Genomic DNA, 17576 nt, shown 5'->3' with positions numbered 1-17576 from the left:
GGCACCAGTATGCCCAGTGGCCCATGAGGATCGTGGGCGGTTCGTGGGGTGAGTGACGGGACTTGAACCCGCGACCACCTGGACCACAACCAGGTGCTCTACCAGCTGAGCTACACCCACCATGCGGCCCCGGACGCTGCCGGGGACAGTGAGGAAGTGTAGGACAACTACACGGTCGGCTCCGTATCGGGGCGATCCGCCGGGAAGGCCGTCAGCGAGCCGCCGTGCTCGTCGGCCAGCGCCTTCGCGCCGCTGCTGTCGGGACCCGGCTGGGGCACGAAGATGGCGGCCCGGTAGTAGCGCAGCTCCTCGATGCTCTCGAGGATGTCGGCCAGCGCGCGGTGGTTGCCGCGCTTCGCCGGCGCGGCGAAGTAGGCGCGGGGGTACCAGCGCCGGGCGAGCTCCTTGATCGACGACACATCGACGATCCGGTAGTGCAGGAACGCGTCGAGCTCGGGCATGTCACGGGAGATGAACGCGCGGTCGGTGGCGACGGTGTTGCCGGCCAGGGGCGGCCGCGAGCCGTCGGCGCAGTGCTCGCGCACGTACGCCAGGACCTGCTCCTGGGCCTCCGGCAGGGTGATCCCGCTGTCGAACTGGGTGAGCAGGCCCGACTTCTCGTGCATCGAGTGCACGAACGGGTCCATCTGCGCGACCGCCTCAGCAGGCGGCTTCACGATGAGGTCGACGCCCTCGCCGAGGGGGTTCAGCTCGAAGTCGGTCACGACGCAGGCGATCTCGATCAGCGCGTCCGACACGTAGTCGAGCCCCGTCATCTCGCAGTCGATCCACACCAGCCGCTCGTTCACAACCAACCACCCTACCCAGGGTCGCTCTGACAGACTGCGGTCTCGTGGATCTGTCCTCCTTCATCGCCGGGCTGCCGAAGGCCGAGCTCCACGTCCATCACGTCGGGTCCGCGTCACCCGCGATCGTCTCCGAGCTGGCGATGCGACATCCCGGCGTCGTCCCCGTCGACCCCGACGAGCTGCGCCGGTTCTTCGAGTTCCGCGACTTCGCCCACTTCGTCGACGTCTACCTCGCGGTGGTCTCGCTGATCCGCACCGACGAGGACGTCCGCTACCTCACCTACGAGGTCGCCCGCGAGCTCGCGACGACGCAGTCGGTGAGGTACGCCGAGCTGACATGCACGCCGTACACCTCGGTGCTGCCGCACGACCCCGAGCAGGGGATCCCGATCGAGGCGTACACCGAGGCGATCGAGGACGCCCGGATCGCGGCCGAGCGGGACTTCGGGATCGTGCTGCGCTGGATCTACGACATCCCCGGCGAGAGCGGGATGCCGGCCGCCGACGCCACCTTGTCGTTCGCCACCAACGACCGCGTCGAGGCGCTGGTCGGCTTCGGGCTGGGCGGGCCCGAGATCGGGGTGGCGAGGCCGCAGTTCAAGCAGCACTTCGACGCGGCCCGTCGGGTCGGGCTGCACAGCGTTCCGCACGCCGGCGAGACCACGGGTCCCGAGACCGTCTGGGACGCCCTGCGCGTGCTGGGCGCCGAGCGGATCGGGCACGGCACGTCCGCCGCACAGGACCCCAAGCTCCTGGCCCACCTCGCCCAGCGCGGCATCCCCCTCGAGGTCTGCCCCTCCTCGAACCTCGCGACGCGGGCCGTGGCGAGCCTCGAGGAGCACCCGATCCGGGCGTTCCGCGACGCCGGGGTCACGATCACGGTGAACTCCGACGACCCGTCGATGTTCGGCACGAGCCTGAACGCGGAGTACGAGATCGCCGGTCGCCTGCTCGACCTCGACGCGGCCGGGCTCTCCGACCTGGCCCGGGCCGCCGTGCGCGCGTCGTTCGCCGATGCCGAGGTCAAGGGCGCGCTCCTGGACGAGATCGAGACCTACTCCGGCATCTGACCCAGCGGCGCCACCGGTGTGGAAAAAGCACAGGCCCGGCGATCTCATACGTCGCCGGGCCACCACCATTGGATCGTGAGGGGCGCGGACATCGTCGGACCCGCGGCGGCGTGTCGTGGCCTGGCTAGGGTTGCCTCATGGAGTCGGCCACCGGTCCCGACCAGGAGTCGGCCGAGTGGCTCCGGGTGCTCGACCGGGCCGCTCCCGACCACGAGAGCGGGCTGACCGCCCTGCACGACCGGCTGCTCAGGCTGGCTCGCTCGGAGCTGCGCAGGCGTGCGACCTCGCTGGCCGGGGCCGACGCCGACGACCTCGCCCATCAGGCGGCGGCAGACGCGATGCTCGCGATCCTGGCCAAGCTCGACACCTTCCGGGGTGAGAGCCGGTTCACGACCTGGGCCTACCGCTTCGTGATCCTCGAGGTCTCCCACGCGCTCGGTCGTCAGTACTGGCGCGGGCCCGTTGCCAGCCTCGACGAGGAGCAGTGGGACGCGCTCCCGGACCGGCTCGGCGTCGACCCGCACCAGGTCACGGAGGCACGCGAGCTGGTGCAGGTCGTCCGGTCGGCCGTCGAGAGGTCCCTCACCGAGCGACAGCGCAGGGTCTTCGTCGAGGTGGTGCTGGGCGGCGTCCCCCTCGACGCGCTCTGCGCGCGGGACGGCGTCACCAGGTCTGCGGTGTACAAGACCGTCTTCGACGCCAGACGTAAGATCCGCGCCGAGCTCGTCGCCAACGGGTATCTGGATCCGGCGCCCGGAGGTGACCGACCATGAACGCCACCGGGGCCATCGCCCGGTTCCTCGAGACCGACCCGCGCGACGTCGGCTGCGACGAGGCCGTCGAGCTGCTCCACGTGTACGCCGAGCTGGTGGCGGCCGACCCCGAGGTCGCCGCGCAGCGCCTCCCCGGCGTGGCGGTCCACCTCGCCGCCTGCGGACCCTGCCACGAGGACCTCGTCGGACTCCTCACGGCGCTCTCCGACGACGGGTGATGCCCGCCCGGGCCGCGACGACGGGTGTCGCCGCGGCCCGTGGGAGCCCCTGACTCAGAGGGCGACGATCCCCTCGCCGCCCACGGCGTTCGGCACGACGACCGAGCCGCTCGCGGTCAGCGAGCCGTCGTGGCCGATCCGGTAGGCGTCGACGGTCCCGGTGGCGCCGGTCTCGACGTAGAGGTAGGCGCCGTCGGCGCTGACGGCCGCGTCCACGGTGCCGGCGTCGGTCGGGGTGTTCCCCAGCGCCGTCAGCGCGCCCGCCCGTCCCACGCGGTAGGTCGAGATCGAGCCGCTGCCGGCGTTCGACGCGTAGACGGTGTTGCCGGAGGCCACCAGCCAGCAGGTGGCCGCCTGGGCCGTTGCGGCCAGGTCACGAGCCGTCAGGCTGCCGTTGCGGGCGATGTCGAAGGTGGCGACGGCGCTCGGGCCCGCCTCGGTGACGGCGAGGTGCCCCCGAGCGTCGAAGTCGAAGCCGAAGGGCACGGTGCCCGGCAGGTCCGTCTCGACCGGAGCGCCCAGGCGACCGAAGCCCGCCTTGAAGACCAGGATGCTGTTGCCGCCGTTCTTCGTGGTCACCACCAGTCGACTCCCGTCAGGGGTGAAGCCGATCTGGCCGGGGGTGCTGGTGAACTCCGGGGTCTGCGTCGGGTCCAGGCCCAGGCCGCGGTGCCACCTCGCGACCGGCACGAGCCGGCCGTCGGCGATCGCGAAGCCCTGCACGGAGCCGCCGTCGCGCGCGTTCAGCACGAACACGCGACCGCGGTCGACCGCCACGCTGACCGGGAAGCTGCCACCGCTGCCGACGACCTGCCGACGCGACAGCCGCTCGCCGTGGACGGCGAAGACGGTCAGGGAGTCGCTGCCCGCGTTGACCGCGACGAGCAGGTGGGACGAGCGGTCGTAGGCCAGCGAGCCCTGGGAGGCGAGGTGGTCGACGGCGGATCCGCCAAGCACGCCGCCCAGGCCGCCGGTCGGGTAGCTGCCGACCTGGGCCAGGCCGCCGGACGTGGTGCGGTCGTAGGCGGTGACGGAGTTGCCCGCGGGGTCGTCGTTCTGCACGAAGACGACGTGGTGGGCCGGGGTGCGCGGCGCGGCCTGGGACGGCGCGGCGACCAGTCCGGTCGCGGCAGCCGCCACCGAGGTCGCGACGATGGAGAGTCGGGTGAGCGTGGACATGTGGGGCTCCTTGTGGTGTCACGGATGTGTCACCGGGTGGGCGCCGCGCCGGACCGGGTTCTTACCCGGTCCGGCTCGCCGGTAGGACTCTCGTAAGAACTCGCGCCGAGAGTCCGGCCGGCTCAGACCACGGTGGCGACGACCAGGAGGTACTCCCAGTCCACGGTGCCCTCGGGCGAGCGGAAGCGCTCGACCAGGGCATCCAGCGCGTCGTCCAGCTCGGCCGCGCGGGACGGGTCGTCCTCGAGGCCGCGGTACGCCGCGATGGTCGGGCCGTAGCTCTGCTTGAAGTACTCGCGGAACCCGGCCGGGTCGGCCATGCCGTCGACCCGGAGCAGCTGCTGGCTGCCGCGCAGGTCGGTGACCCGGTCGCCGAACAGCTCCCGCACGTGCGCGAGGTCGCCCCACAGCGGAGGCGGCTGGGCTCCCGGAGGGGGCGGCGCGACGTACGGCTTCATGGTCGCGAACATCTGCCCGATGAACCCGGCCGGCGTCCAGGAGATCACCGCGATCCGGCCGCCGGGGCGGCACACGCGGACCAGCTCGTCGGCGGCGACCTGGTGGTGCGGCGCGAACATCACGCCCACGCACGAGGTGACCGCGTCGAAGCTGTTGTCGTCGAAGGGCAGCGCCTCGGCGTCGGCGACCCGCCAGTCGAGCTGGACCCCGGCGGCCTCGGCGTCGGCCCGGCCGAGGTCGAGCAGCTCGGGCGTCAGGTCGCTGGCGACCACGCGGGCGCCCGTCGCGGCGGCCGGGATCGCGACGTTCCCGGAGCCCGCTGCGACGTCGAGGACGTCGTCGGCGGGGCCGAGGTGAGCGGCTTGGACGAGCACCGGCCCGAGCGCGGGGATGATCTCGGTGGCGACGGCGTGGTAGTCGCCGAGCGCCCACATGGCGCGGTGTCGCTGTTTCAGGGCGGTGTCGGCAGCGGCGTCGGCGTCGGCAGTCGTGGTGGTGGTGGTCATGGGCTTTCCCCTCGAAGAGTCGTCGGTTGTTGCTCGACGACGCTAGGAGCGGCGCAAGGGTCGCCACATCCGCACAACCACCCAATTCCGGGCTGCTCGACAGGAGCTGGCGACTGGGTGGTGTCACCCGGTGGCGAGGAGACGGCTCACGGCGCCGGCGCGTGCGGACTTCCCGCGGAGTCCCAGCTTCTCGTAGGTGTTCTGGAGGTGACGCTCGACGGTGCGGACGCTGAGCGTCAGCTCGGTGGCGATCGCGGCGTTGTCGTGGCCGTGCGCGGCCAGCCCGAGGACCTCGAGCTCACGCGCGGACAGCACCGCTCGTGGGTCACGCCCGCTCGGGAGGTCCGGGACAGCGTCCTCGGCGACGAACTCGGCGAGCTCGCGCACGAAGACCGGCCAGGCCGGCTCGTCCTCCAAGACGATGTGGTTGTCGCTGTCGAGCGCCACGAGTCGCGCTCCCGCGATGTTGGCCGCGAGGTGGCGCGCGTACTCGAAGCTGTTCATCCGGTCGCCGCGCGAGTGGATCACCAGGGTGGGTACGTCGATCTGGGCGAGCAGGTGGGTGACGTCGGCCTGTCCGCGCTGCTCGCGGGCGACCACCGCCACCTCGGCGGTCACCGCGCGTCGCTGGAGCTCGTCGAGCCAGCCCATCTGCTCCTCGGTGGCGCCGGGGATCATCAGGAACGTGAAGACCCGACGGAACTCCGGCGTCGGCCGCTCCCAGCCCACCTTGATCATCTGGGTGAAGGCGTCGTCCAGCGCGGCGTCCTCGGGCAGGTCGACGGCACGAGGGCCTGACAAACTTCCGTAGAAGGCGATCCGGCTCATCCGGCCCGGGTGGCGTACGGCGTACTCGACGGTGACGGGTCCGCCCTGGGCCATCGCCAGCACCGCGAACCGGTCGAGGCCGGCGTCGTCGACGACGGCCTCCAGGTCGCCGATCCGGGCCTCCAGGCTGTGGTCGTAGACCTCGCGGTCCGAGAGGCCGTGACCGCGCTCGTCGAACCGGTAGACGGTGGCGATCTTGCCGAGCTCGGCAAGGTAGTGACGCCACACCGGGCTCTCCCAGTCGTACTGGAGGTGACTGAGCCAGCAGGCGTCGATGACCAGTGGCGGACCGGAGCCGTGGACCGCGTAGGCGATGGTCACGCCGTCGGCCGACCGGCAGAACCTGACGTCCTGCCGCGGGGTCAGACGGGTCGACCTGGCCATGCCTGATCCTATTCCCGCGGGCGACGGTGACGGCTCCGCGCGCACCCCGCGGTCCGGGCACGTCGAGAGGACCGCGGGATGCGCCCCCCGGGCGGGAACCCCCAGGGACGGCCACACCGTAAGGACCAGGGGCCCCTGGTGTCGATGAACCGTTCCGGCCAGGGGTCAGCGCGGCGAGGACAGCCCCGTCAGCGTGATCCCGGGGCAGACTGTGCGGGTGCTGCTGACCGTGTCGACCACCCATCGTCCCGCCCGGGACCTGGGCTACCTCCTGCACAAGCACCCGGACCGGGTGCAGCGGTTCAGCCAGCCGTTCGGCACCGCCACGGTGCTCTACCCCGAGGCGACCGACGAGCGATGTACGGCGGCGCTGGTCCTCGAGGTCGACCCGCTCCAGCTCGCCCGGCGCCGCGGCCGGACCCCCGACTTCTCCCTGGGCCAGTACGTCAACGACCGGTCGTACGCCGCGTCCTCCCTGCTGGGGGTCAGCCTCGCCGACGTGTTCAGCACCGCGCGGTCGGGTCGCTGCGACTCGCGACAGGAGCTGGCCGACGGTCCCATCCCGCTCGAGATCGAGGTGCCGGTGCTGCCGTGCCGCGCTGGCCCCGAGCAGGCGCGACGGGTCTTCGAGCCATTGGGCTGGGAGGTGGTCGCGGAGCCGCTCGCGCTCGACGAGCGGTTCCCCGAGTGGGGCGACTCGCGCTACGTCTCGCTGCGGCTGGCCGGCGAGGTCAGGCTCGCGGACGCGCTCAACCAGCTGCACGTCCTGCTGCCGGTCCTCGACGAGAGCAAGCACTACTGGCAGGGCTCGGACGAGGTCGACAAGCTGCTCCGCTCAGGAGGCTCCTGGCTGACCGCGCACCCGGAGCGGGAGTGGATCACCCGCCGGTACCTCGCGCGCAGCGCGTCCCTGGCCCGGATCGCCCTGGCCCGGATCGCCCTGGCGCGGCTCGCCGAGCTCGGGGACGACGACGACGAGGCGCTCGAGCCCCCTGAGGCGGAGGACGCGACGCAGCCCGAGCCGGCGCGGGTCCCGCTCAACCGCCGGCGGCACGAGGCGGTGCTAGGGGTGCTGCGCGAGCTCGGGGCCTCGCGGGTGATCGACCTGGGCTGCGGGAGTGGCGCGTTCGTCCGCGCGCTGCTCGACGACCCGGCCTACTCCGAGGTGGCCGGCGTCGACGTGTCGGCGTCGTCGCTCGACGTCGCGGCGCGCCGGCTTCGCCTCGACACCTTGGGCGACCGGCAGCGCGAGCGGGTGCGGCTGTTCCAGGGAGCCCTGACCTACCGCGACGAGCGTTTCGCGGGGTACGACGCGGCGGTGCTGATGGAGGTCGTCGAGCACGTCGACCCCTCGCGCCTGTCGGCGCTGGTCGACGTGGTCTTCGCCCACGCGCGGCCGGCCTCGGTGCTCGTCACGACGCCCAACGCGGAGTACAACGTGCGCTACGAGCTGCTGCGCGGCAGGCGTCACCCCGACCACCGGTTCGAGTGGACCCGGGCGGAGTTCTCGACGTGGTGCCGCGAGGTCGCGGCGACCCAGGGGTACGACGTGGAGCTGCGCGGCATCGGCGACGAGGATGTCGAGCTCGGTGCGCCCACCCAGCTGGGGGTGTTCCGCCGTGGCTGAGATCGCCGTCCCGCAGCTGGGGCTGGTGCTGCTCGTCGGTGTCTCCGGGAGCGGCAAGTCGACCTTCGCCCGCGAGCACTTCGCACCGTTCGAGGTGCTCTCCAGCGACTACTGCCGGGGCCTGGTCGGCAACGACGAGCTGGACCAGTCCGCGACGGCCGACGCCTTCGACGTGCTCGGCTACATCGCCGGGACCAGGCTGCGGCGGGGGCTGCTGACCGTCGTCGACGCGACCAACGTCCAGCCCAAGGCCCGCGCCGAGCTGGTCCGGCTGGCCAAGGAGCACGACGTCCTGGTCGACGCGATCGTGCTCGACGTCCCGGAGGGGGTCGCGGTCGAGCGCAACCTCGCGCGGACCGACCGCGACTTCGGCGCCTACGTCGTCCGCCGGCAGGCCCGCGAGCTGCGCCGCTCGCTGGGGCGGATGCGCCGGGAGGGCTTCCGCAGGGTGCACGTGCTGTCGGGCACCGAGGAGATCGCGGCCGTCACCGTGGTCCGCGAGCCGTCCTGGAACGACCGCCGACAGCTCAGCGGGCCGTTCGACATCGTGGGCGACGTCCACGGGTGTCTGGGTGAGCTGCGCACCCTGCTGGAGACCCTGGGCTGGCAGCTGCATCTGGACGACGCCGGCCGCGCGATCGGCGCAGGGCATCCCGAGGGCCGGACCGCAGTGTTCGTCGGGGACCTGGTCGACCGCGGCCCGGCCACGCCGGGGGTGCTGCGCCTGGTGATGGGCATGGTCGAGGCCGGCGACGCCCTGTGCGTCTCGGGCAACCACGAGGCCAAGCTGGTGCGTGCTCTCAAGGGCGCCCAGGTCCAGGTGTCGCACGGGCTGGCGGAGTCGCTGGCCCAGCTCGCTGCCGAGCCGGACGAGCTGAGAGCGGAGGCGCTCCGCTTCATGGACGCCCTGGTGAGCCACTACGTCCTGGACGGCGGCGACCTGGTGGTCGCCCATGCCGGGCTCAAGGAGGCCTACCACGGGCGCGCGTCGGGACGCGTGCGCTCGTTCGCGCTGTACGGCGACACGACGGGGGAGACCGACGAGTACGGACTGCCCGTCCGCTACCCGTGGGCCCAGGACTACCGCGGGCGCGCCCTGGTGGCCTACGGCCACACGCCGGTCCCGATGGCGGAGTGGCTCAACAACACGATCTGCCTCGACACGGGCGTGGTCTTCGGCGGCATGCTGACCGCGCTGCGCTACCCCGAGCGAGAGCTGGTCTCGGTTCCCGCGGAGCGCGAGTGGTACGAGCCGGTGCGACCGCTGGTGGCCCCGTCGACGTCGCGCGAGCCGTCGGTCCTCGACCACGGCGACGTCTCCGGCACGCAGTATCTCGACACGGCGTTCGCCGGTCGGGTCAAGGTCCCCGCCGAGAACGCCGCGGCCGCCCTGGAGGTGATGAGCCGGTTCGCCGTCGACCCGCGCTGGCTGGTCTACCTGCCGCCCACGATGTCGCCCGCGCCCGCCTCGAGGCTCGACGGCTTCCTCGAGCACCCCGCGGAGGCCTTCGCGGCGTACGCCGCCGCCGGCGTCGACCGCGTGGTCTGCGAGGAGAAGCACATGGGCTCGCGGGCCATCGTCGTGCTCGCCCGCGACGACGACGTCGCAGCACGCCGCTTCGGGATCGCCGATCAGGGCAGGGGTGTCGTCTACACGAGGACCGGCCGCGCGTTCTTCGAGGGCGAGTTGGGCAGCGAGCTGGTGGAGCGCGCCGGTGCGGCGTTCGCCCCGCTCTTCGAGTCGCTGGAGACCGACTGGCTCGTCGTCGACTGCGAGCTGCTGCCGTGGTCGGCGAAGGCGATGGGCCTGATCCGCGAGCAGTACGCATCGGTCGGAGCCGCTGCGCGAGTCGCCCTGCCGGCCGTCTCCGCGCTGCTCGACACGGCCGCCGCGCGAGGGCTCGATGTCGGCGAGCTGTCGGACCGGGTGGCGCGTCGCGCGGACTCGGCGGCGGCGTACCGCGCGGCGTACGCGGCCTACTGCCGGCCGACCGAGGGCCTCGAGGGGATCACCCTCGCGCCGTTCCAGGTGCTGGCCGTCGAGGGTCGACTGCCGGCCCTCGAGGAGGGACACCGCTGGCACCTCGACCTGCTCGGCGCGCTGGACCACGAGCTCGTGACTCCCACGCGGCACCTCGTCGTCGAGCTCGCGGACCAGGCCTCGCGCGACGCTGGGGTGAGCTGGTGGCTGGGTCTGACCGAGTCGGGTGGGGAGGGCATGGTCGTCAAGCCGGACGGCGTGCCGGGCGCCCGGGTGCAGCCCGGGCTGAAGGTGCGGGGCCGCGAGTACCTCCGGATCATCTACGGGCCCGACTACCTCGACTCCCTCGACGTCCTGCGCAGCCGCAGCCTCGGCAAGAAGCAGTCGCTGGCGCTCCGGGAGCACGGTCTGGGGTTGGAGGCACTCACCAGGTTCGTGGCTGGCGAGCCGTTGTGGCGGGTGCATCAGCCGGTCTTCGGCGTGCTCGCGCTGGAGTCCGAGCCGGTCGACCCGCGGCTGTAGCGCGGCTCGCAGGACCGGTCGCGCCGACGGAGCGGTCGGCGGTGCGGCCACCCCGACGCCCTCCCGCCGGTGTGGCGGTGGCACGACCGCCGGACGACTTTGGCACCATAGGGGCGTGCACCTGCACGCGGCGTTCCTCCCCCCGCCGGCCCTGCTCGAAGAGCTGACGGCGTTGGTGCGCGCCCTGGAGCCGCCACCATCGCCGGTCGCGGAGTCCCCCGAGAAGCGAGGCCTGTTCGGCCGTCGACAGGAGGAGGCCTCCGTCCCGCTCGGGCCGCCGGCGCCGCTGCTCGACGTTCTCGGCACCGCTGAGATGTCGGTGCCGATCACGAACTTCGGGTTCGTGCACGCCACGACGGCGCGCACCCTCGGCTCCGTCCTCGCGGTGGCAACCGAGCGCTACGGCGCACCCGAGGTGGTGTTCTCCGGCGGCTCGGCGCTGGTCGACGAGGACGACCGGTTCATCTGGTCCGAGCTGCGCTCGGACGACGACGGCGTCGAGGTGATGCGCGGGATCGCCCGCGAAGTGGTCTCGGCCGTGGAGCCGCTCGGGCTGTTCTGCGACCGCCGGATGTTCCGCGACCGCGTGCCGGTCGCCCGGATCAACGACGGCACGACCGTCGAGCATCTCGAGTCGGTGCTGGCGGCGCTCGACGCGCACACCTCACAGCCGTGGCGGGTGACCGAGGTGACGGTGCTACGCCGTGGTGTCGGCGTGTGGGAGAACGTCGCGATCGGGAGCTCCTGACGCGACCCTCCGGCGGCGGCTACGCCGGCGTTGGAGCGGCTTGGTGACGGCGTAGAAGCCGCCCATGAACACGCTCCCGATCAGGATCAGGTGGGCGCCGACGACGTCCGCGGCGCTGAACGACGCCAAGGCGCCGCCCGGCGCGGCCATCGCCCAGCCGCGGACCTGCTTGCTGCCCTTGTTGCCGGTGGAGCACCAGGTGGCGAAGTGCTCGCAGTTGTTCCACACCAGGTGGTAGCCGTCGGCGCCCAGCCGCGACTCCGCCTTCGCCACCACCTCGTCGGCGGGCAGCCCGCGGCGCCGGTGTGCGCGCACCTGCACCCTGGAGTCCTGGGCGAACGTCTGCCACGAGCTGCGCTCGACGCGGCGTCCGCCCCGGCGCTCGCCGGCGTAGTGGATCACCGTCCCGTCGCCACAGTCGATGCCGTGGTGGGTGTAGCGGCTGTAGCGCCGGCGGCGCCGTGCGTAGAGATGGTCTCCGCGACTCACCCGTGTGCCCCCGCGTGGACCTGGTCGAAGACGTACCTGCGGAACACCCAGAACCTCGTGCCGGCGCCCAGCGTGAGACCGATCACGTTGGCCGACAGGTTGTCCGCCAACGGGCTGGTCAACCCCAGGCCGTAGCGACTGATCCCCAGGCAGATGACCGGGATGGCCATGGTGAGGGCGCCGAGCCCGAAGAACCTGATGACGCCCTCGACGGAGTCGCTCGCCTCCCGGTGCCGGAAGGTCCACAGCCGCATCCCGGCGTACGCCACGCAACCGGCGACGAGGTTCACCAGCACGAAGGCGAGGAGCGGCTGGCTCCCGAGCGGGGCGCGCCCGATGAACAGCCCGTGCACCAGGGCGTTGAAGCCCACGAACGAGACCAGGGTCGCCACACCGCCCACGAGGAGGAACCGGACGACCTCGCCGGCCAGCTCTCGGGCGCGGGTCGACAGCCCAGGTGACGTGCTCACACCATCGACGTTACCCGGGGCAGCTCGGCCCGTCCGGCTGTGGGCCAGATCCGCGTGCCGGCGCTGGTCGGTGGGTGAGAGCCCCAGGACTCAGGTCGCGGTCAGCACCTGGGCGACAGCGGCCTGGGGTACGCCGAGCCCCGTGCACGCGTCCCATCCGGGGCCGGCCCGGTAGGCCCCGTTGGTGCCCGTGGTGATGTCACGCAGTCCGGGCGCCGCGTGTCCGGTCGTGACCCCTGCGTAGATGACCGGCTGGAGCAGTCCGAGGTGAGAGCCCCGCAGCTGCACAAGCCTGACCACCAGGCCGGCCCACAGTGGTGCGACGGCGCTGGTGCCTCCGATGACCGCGGCCCGGCCGTCGACGTAGACCTGGTAGCCGGTCTGCGGGTCCGCGTCGCCGGCGACATCGGGGACGCCGCGACCGGTGGTCTTGGTCCCGGATCGCTCGGGCACTCCGACGGAGGTCTGCCAGTCCGGGATCGGGAACACGTCGCTGACGCCGCCGCCGGTGGCCCCGCCCTGGCCGCCGTCGTCCCACACCGTCTCGACCGGAGCGCCTCGGGAGGTGTCCAGGCTGGTGCCACCGCATCCCAGCGCGTGCGGACTCGAGGCGGGGAAGTCCGTGTGGGCACCGGAGCCTGCGTCGCTGCTGCCGTTGTCCCCGGCGGCCACGGTGACCGTCACCCCCATGCTCACCGCGTCGGCGATCGCGTCGTCCATGGCGGCTCGTGACTGTGCGGTCCACTGGTCCTCGCTCTGGCCCCAGCTGATGCTGATCGCGGCCGGCGTGGGGGTGGCGTGCGCCGCGGTCGAGATCGCGTCGACGAAGCCGGCGTCGGTGTTGGGGGCGAAGTACACGAGGATCTCTGCCTCCGGAGCGAGGGCGCCGATGACCTCGATGTCGAGCAGGACCTCCCCGTCGGCGCCGTCGGGATCCTGGCCGGGACTGTTCTGGGCACCGTCGACGCCGACCGCGGAGACCCGGGGGGTGGCGAGCCCGAGCCCGCCGAAGTAGGTCACCAGATCGGATCGGGCGAACCCGCCTCCGAGCTCGATGATCGCCACCGTCTGCCCTGCGCCATCCGCGTCGGGCATGCCGTAGACCTCGGCCAGCTGGAGCGGGGTATAGCTCGTCGCGGATGCCTGCGGCTCGGCGAAGACCGACCGTTGCAAGGCCTGGGGCCGGTCGTCGACGCCCAGGACCGCGGTGACGACCTCGGCGAGCTCGGCACTGACCGACAGGGTGCCCGAACGCATCCGCGACTGCCTCCGGCCGTCCTCACGGCGCACCCGGCTGACGGCGGTGCCGAACTCGGCGGACAGGGCTCCGGCCGGGCCCTCCACGCGGATACGCCGGGACGGCCCGTGCGCGTCCACCACGTGGAGTCCGCGGGACTCCAGGTAGGTCACCACTCGCTCGAGGTCGGCCGGATCGGCACCGTAGCGTGCGCCGAGCTCGTCGGAGGTCAGGGGAGTCCCGTCGACTCCCGCATGGAAGGACGGAGGAGGAGCCGTACCGCCGTCCCGTCGGCGCAGGACCAGGGTGGCCTGGACCACCTCGTCGTCGGGAACGGAGCCGACGATCGTGCCCACGGCGCGACGGAAGCTGCCTGTCAGGGTCTGCCGAGACTCAGTCACGGGGCCAGTATCCCCCCGCCAGCGGGCCCGTCTCACGGGGTGAAAGGGAGGTGGCCGTGGCCGATGCGAGCGACCTTGGCCCCGTGGCGGCAGTGCACTGCACCTCACGTCCGAGCGGGTCTCCTCGAGGTCGGCTCCTCCTTGCCCCGGGGCTTTCCCGCGTTCTCCTGACAGCGCCCGGCTGGTGGCAGACGATGAGAGGGTGAGATGGAGGCTCGGAAGCCGTCCGGGCCTGGACGGCCTGCGCGGTGTCGCGGTGCTGCTGGTCGTGGCGTCGCACGTGTCGCCCCTGGGGAGCATCTGGCGGTTCCTCGGGTACGGCGGCGTGACCGTGTTCTTCACGCTGTCGGGGTTCCTGATCACGAGCATGCTGGTCGAGGAGCGGGACAGCTCGGGCCGGGTCGACCTGCGCCGGTTCTACGTCCGCCGCACCCGCCGTCTCGTGCCTGCGCTGGTGACGATGGTGGCCGTCGTCACCGTGGTGCTCGCAGCGGCCGGCTCGTGGGACTGGCTCACGTTGGCGGCCCTGAGCTACTCGGCCAACTGGGTGCTCGCCCTCGGGCACGGTGTCGGCTCACCGATGGGCCATACGTGGTCGCTCTCGATCGAGGAGCAGTTCTACGTGCTGTGGCCCGTGGTCCTGATCGGTCTCAGCCGGTCGGGCCGGCGCACGGTCCGCGGTGTGCTCGTGGCGCTGTGCCTCACCACAGCCCTGGTCCCCCTGGCGCTCGCCGGCGGTCCGGAGGCCCGGGTCTACTACGGCTCGGACGCTCGCGCCTTCCCGATCCTGGCCGGCTGTCTGCTCGCCGTGGTCCTGTCGGGTCGTACTGAGACGCGGTCACGACCGTGGGCGGCAGCGGTCGCGGTGGCAGCGATCGTCGCGGTGTGCCACGTGCCGGCCGGTGGCTTCGAGCGGCTCGTCGCTCCGCAGTGCGTGGCCATGCTCACGGCGGCGACGATCTTCTGGACCGCGCAGGGAGCCGGCGCCCCCTGGCTCGAGCTCGGGTGGCTGCGATGGTTCGGCCACCGCTCCTACGGCCTGTACCTGTGGTCGTATCCGGTGTTCGTCGGCCTCGAGCATCTGGGCGCGGGGGTGTGGGTCGTCGCGCTCGCGGGAGTCCCGACCGCGCTGCTGCTGACCGAGTTGTCGTGGCGTCTGGTCGAGCAGCCCTTCCGGTCACGCCGCCCGATGCGGTCCGACGCCTTGGATCGTCGCCAACCCGTTGCTGCCGGTGCCCTCCTGAGTCCGCGCGGCTGAGGGGACGTCGGCCAGCTCCCGGGCCAGCGAGACCAGCGCCCCCGGCAGGACTCGAACCTGCGACCTAGAGATTAGAAGGCTCTTGCTCTATCCAGCTGAGCTACAGGGGCCGGGGACCATTGTGAGGCATCGCGGAGATCTGGGTACGACGCGGACATGACGACGTATGGCTACACGCTGATGACCGAGCAGTCCGGTCCACGTGAGCTGGTGGGGCACGCCGCCGCCGCCGAGCAGGCCGGCTTCGACTTCGAGGTGATGAGCGACCACTACTTCCCGTGGCTCGACGAGATGGGGCACGCGCCGTACGCGTGGAGCGTGCTGGGTGCGGTGGCGCAGGTCACCGAGCGCGTCGAGCTGATGACCTACGTGACGTGCCCGACCATGCGCTACCACCCGGCGGTGGTCGCGCAGAAGGCGGTCACCGTCGACCTGCTCAGCGATGGCCGCTTCATCCTGGGCGTCGGCGCCGGTGAGAACCTCAACGAGCACGTCGTGGGGCGTGGCTGGCCGTCGGCGAACGTCCGACACGAGATGCTCGCGGAGGCGCTGACCATCATCAGGTCGCTGTTCGACGGCGGATACGTCAACTTCAGCGGTGCGCACTTCCGGGTCGACTCGGCGAAGCTGTGGGACACCCCGGTGAACCCGGTCCCGATCGGGGTGGCGGTCTCTGGTGACCAGTCGATCCGGACGTTCGCCGGGCTGGCCGACCACCTGATCGCGGTGGAGCCGGACGCGGGGCTGGTGCGCGAGTGGGACGAGCAGGACCACGCCCGGCCCTCGCGCAAGATCGGGCAGCTGCCGATCTGCTGGGGCGAGGACCGGGAGCGGTGCGTCGACCGTGCGCACGAGCTGTTCCGATGGTTCGGCGGCGGGTGGAAGGTGAACGCCGAGCTGCCGGGTACGGCGGGCTTCGCCGGTGCCTCCCAGTTCGTCACCCGCGACGACGTCGCGGAGTCGATCCCGTGCGGGCCCGACCTGGACGGGATCGTCAAGGCCGTCCGGGAGTTCGAGGTCGCGGGGTTCACCGACGTGGCGCTGGTCCAGATCGGCGACGAGTCCCAGCGTGACTTCCTCGCCGTCGCCGAGCGCGAGCTGCTGCCGGCGCTACGCGGCCAGGAGCGCTAGCGGGCGCCCGCCATCCACTCCTCCACGTCGGCAGACGTGCGGGGAAGGGAGCCCGAGAGGTTCCGCGAGCCGTCGGCGGTGACCAGGATGTCGTCCTCGATCCGGATCCCGATGCCGCGCATCTCCTCGGGGACGAGCAGGTCGTCGGCCTGGAAGTAGAGGCCGGGCTCGACCGTCAGGACCATGCCGTCGGCCAGGTCGCCCTTCGGGAAGACGTCGGTCGACGCCTGGCCGCAGTCGTGGACGTCCATGCCGAGCATGTGGCTGGTGCCGTGCAGGGTCCAGCGGGCATAGACCTTCGACTCGGGGTCGAGCGCCTCCTCGGCGGAACACGGCAGCAGCGAGAGCGACTCGAGGCCGTGGGCGAGCACGTCCATCGCGGCATGGTGGGCGGCGAGGAACGGCGCCCCGGGCCGCACCGCGTCGATGCCGGCCTGCTGGGCGGCGTGGACGAGGTCGTACAGCTCGCGCTGGAGGGTGGTGTAGGTGCCCGAGACGGGCAGGGTGCGGGTGACGTCGGCGGTGTAGAGGTTGTGCCCCTCGACGCCCATGTCGAGCAGCACCATCTCGCCGGGCACGATCCGGCCGGTGTTGTCGATCCAGTGCAGCGTCGTCGCGTGGGAGCCGCCGCCGACGATCGAGTCGTAGCCGATGTCGTTGCCCATCGCCCGGGCACGGCGGAAGAACGTGCCCTCGATCCAGCGCTCGCCGTGCTCGACGGCCATGTCCATCTCGCCGGCCGCGTCGGTGAACCCCAGCGTCGTGATGTCGCACGCCGTCTGGAGCTCGGCGACCTCCCACTCGTCCTTGACCACGCGCATCTCCGAGGCCACCCGCGCGAGGTCGCTGTCGCGGCTCTCGTCGGGCGCGACCATCGAGTCCACGGCGTCGGAGACGCCGCGGTGGACGCGGGTCTTGCCGGACCTGGCCAGCTCGCCGGCCAGGTCGCCGATGTGGCGGACCGGCAGGCCGAGCGAGTCCGAGATCTCCCTCAACGAGGGACGCCGGCCGACCCACAGCTCGCCGTACTGCCGGTCGCGGAAGAACTCGTCGGTGGTGCGCTCCGAGCGTGGCCGGGCATAGAGCACCGACTCGCCGTCCTCGATGACGAGCACGGCGTCGCTGGTCTGGTTGCCGCAGAAGTAGGTGTGCGCGGTGTCGCTGCGGAAGCGGTAGTCGGTGTCGTAGGCACGCACCTTGAACGTGCCTGCGGGGAGCACGAGCCGCTCACCGGGGAAGGCCTCGGCGAGCCGCTGCCGACGAGCAGCGGCGTACGGCGCGATCGGGTGTCGCGGCAGGTCCAGCTCGCGGTCGCCCCAGCCCTGGCGCATGAACGCGGAGTACGCCGGCGGAACCGCCGGGTCGTGCGCTTCGGTGTGGAGCTCGGAAGGCTGCTCGGAAGCCGCCTGGGACAGCTGTTCGGAGGGCTGCTCGGTCTGGTCGCTCACGCCGCCCAGACTACGCCCGCGAGGCTGGAGGCAGCGAG

16 protein-coding genes and 2 tRNA genes are annotated in these 17576 nt (G+C 72.1%); 8 read left to right on the top strand and 10 right to left on the bottom strand.

What is annotated here, in order from left to right:
• Window positions 1–44: 44 nt before the first annotated feature.
• A tRNA-His gene (locus VHW64_RS01050) sits at window positions 45–120 on the bottom strand.
• A gap of 47 nt (window positions 121–167) precedes the next feature.
• Window positions 168–809: an oligoribonuclease gene (orn, locus tag VHW64_RS01045; RefSeq protein ID WP_329648641.1), complete on the bottom strand. Its 642-nt coding sequence runs from the start codon at window positions 807–809 to the stop codon at window positions 168–170.
• A gap of 44 nt (window positions 810–853) precedes the next feature.
• Between orn and VHW64_RS01040 the strand changes: the two genes are divergently transcribed.
• The 3 genes from VHW64_RS01040 (at window position 854) to VHW64_RS01030 (ending at window position 2870) form a co-directional block, all read left to right on the top strand.
• Window positions 854–1879 carry an adenosine deaminase gene (locus VHW64_RS01040; protein ID WP_329648640.1) on the top strand — a complete coding sequence of 342 codons (1026 nt, stop codon included), beginning with the start codon at window positions 854–856 and terminating at the stop codon, window positions 1877–1879.
• A gap of 137 nt (window positions 1880–2016) precedes the next feature.
• Window positions 2017–2652, top strand: coding sequence for a sigma-70 family RNA polymerase sigma factor (locus VHW64_RS01035; protein ID WP_329648639.1), 636 nt, complete (start codon window positions 2017–2019; stop codon window positions 2650–2652).
• A complete protein-coding gene (locus VHW64_RS01030) occupies window positions 2649–2870 on the top strand; it encodes a hypothetical protein (RefSeq protein ID WP_329648638.1) in 222 nt (73 codons plus the stop codon). Before VHW64_RS01035 ends, VHW64_RS01030 begins: the two co-directional genes overlap by 4 nt.
• Window positions 2871–2924: 54 nt before the next feature.
• Here the strand turns inward: VHW64_RS01030 and VHW64_RS01025 are convergent, their stop codons facing one another.
• From VHW64_RS01025 to VHW64_RS01015, 3 genes are all read right to left on the bottom strand, one after another.
• A complete protein-coding gene (locus tag VHW64_RS01025) occupies window positions 2925–4049 on the bottom strand; it encodes a lactonase family protein (protein WP_329648637.1) in 1125 nt (374 codons plus the stop codon).
• Window positions 4050–4171: 122 nt separating this feature from the next.
• Complete coding sequence (locus VHW64_RS01020; protein WP_329648636.1) at window positions 4172–5014, bottom strand: class I SAM-dependent methyltransferase; 843 nt, start codon at window positions 5012–5014, stop codon at window positions 4172–4174.
• Between the two features lie 123 nt (window positions 5015–5137).
• A complete protein-coding gene (locus tag VHW64_RS01015; protein ID WP_329648635.1) occupies window positions 5138–6226 on the bottom strand; it encodes an alpha/beta fold hydrolase in 1089 nt (362 codons plus the stop codon).
• Window positions 6227–6443: 217 nt separating this feature from the next.
• On the opposite strand from VHW64_RS01015, the gene VHW64_RS01010 reads away from it, so the two are divergent.
• From VHW64_RS01010 to VHW64_RS01000, 3 genes are all read left to right on the top strand, one after another.
• Window positions 6444–7853, top strand: coding sequence for a 3' terminal RNA ribose 2'-O-methyltransferase Hen1 (locus tag VHW64_RS01010; RefSeq protein WP_329648634.1), 1410 nt, complete (start codon window positions 6444–6446; stop codon window positions 7851–7853).
• Window positions 7846–10356 carry a polynucleotide kinase-phosphatase gene (locus tag VHW64_RS01005; RefSeq protein ID WP_329648633.1) on the top strand — a complete coding sequence of 837 codons (2511 nt, stop codon included), beginning with the start codon at window positions 7846–7848 and terminating at the stop codon, window positions 10354–10356. Before VHW64_RS01010 ends, VHW64_RS01005 begins: the two co-directional genes overlap by 8 nt.
• A gap of 115 nt (window positions 10357–10471) precedes the next feature.
• Window positions 10472–11104 carry a hypothetical protein gene (locus tag VHW64_RS01000; RefSeq protein ID WP_329648632.1) on the top strand — a complete coding sequence of 211 codons (633 nt, stop codon included), beginning with the start codon at window positions 10472–10474 and terminating at the stop codon, window positions 11102–11104.
• Here VHW64_RS01000 and VHW64_RS00995 read toward each other — a convergent pair.
• The 3 genes from VHW64_RS00995 to VHW64_RS00985 form a co-directional block, all read right to left on the bottom strand.
• Window positions 11054–11593, bottom strand: a complete 540-nt coding sequence (locus VHW64_RS00995) for a lecithin retinol acyltransferase family protein (protein WP_329648631.1) — start codon at window positions 11591–11593, stop codon at window positions 11054–11056. The two genes, VHW64_RS01000 and VHW64_RS00995, sit on opposite strands and share 51 nt — an antisense overlap.
• Complete coding sequence (locus VHW64_RS00990; RefSeq protein ID WP_329648630.1) at window positions 11590–12063, bottom strand: GtrA family protein; 474 nt, start codon at window positions 12061–12063, stop codon at window positions 11590–11592. The genes VHW64_RS00995 and VHW64_RS00990 overlap by 4 nt, the downstream gene beginning before the upstream one ends.
• Before the next feature lie 90 nt (window positions 12064–12153).
• Window positions 12154–13701 (bottom strand): S53 family peptidase, encoded by a 1548-nt coding sequence (locus tag VHW64_RS00985; RefSeq protein ID WP_329648629.1) that lies wholly within the window; start codon window positions 13699–13701, stop codon window positions 12154–12156.
• Window positions 13702–13903: 202 nt separating this feature from the next.
• Here VHW64_RS00985 and VHW64_RS00980 point away from each other — a divergent pair, with 202 nt between their 5' ends.
• Entirely contained in the window at window positions 13904–14959 is a 1056-nt protein-coding gene (locus tag VHW64_RS00980) for an acyltransferase (protein WP_329648628.1), read from the top strand.
• A 36-nt stretch (window positions 14960–14995) separates the two neighbouring features.
• Here VHW64_RS00980 and VHW64_RS00975 read toward each other — a convergent pair.
• A tRNA-Arg gene (locus VHW64_RS00975) sits at window positions 14996–15069 on the bottom strand.
• A 46-nt stretch (window positions 15070–15115) separates the two neighbouring features.
• On the opposite strand from VHW64_RS00975, the gene VHW64_RS00970 reads away from it, so the two are divergent.
• Entirely contained in the window at window positions 15116–16090 is a 975-nt protein-coding gene (locus tag VHW64_RS00970; RefSeq protein ID WP_329648627.1) for a TIGR03557 family F420-dependent LLM class oxidoreductase, read from the top strand.
• Here the strand turns inward: VHW64_RS00970 and VHW64_RS00965 are convergent.
• Window positions 16087–17538, bottom strand: coding sequence for an aminopeptidase P family protein (locus VHW64_RS00965; protein WP_329648626.1), 1452 nt, complete (start codon window positions 17536–17538; stop codon window positions 16087–16089). The two genes, VHW64_RS00970 and VHW64_RS00965, sit on opposite strands and share 4 nt — an antisense overlap.
• Between the last annotated feature and the right edge of the window lie 38 nt (window positions 17539–17576).

The organism is Nocardioides sp., from assembly GCF_036267815.1.
In the GTDB taxonomy this organism is placed as follows: Bacteria; Actinomycetota; Actinomycetes; order Propionibacteriales; family Nocardioidaceae; genus Nocardioides.
The sequence above is the reverse complement of the archived record's forward strand: the minus strand, read 5'-3'. Positions and strand labels throughout refer to the sequence as shown.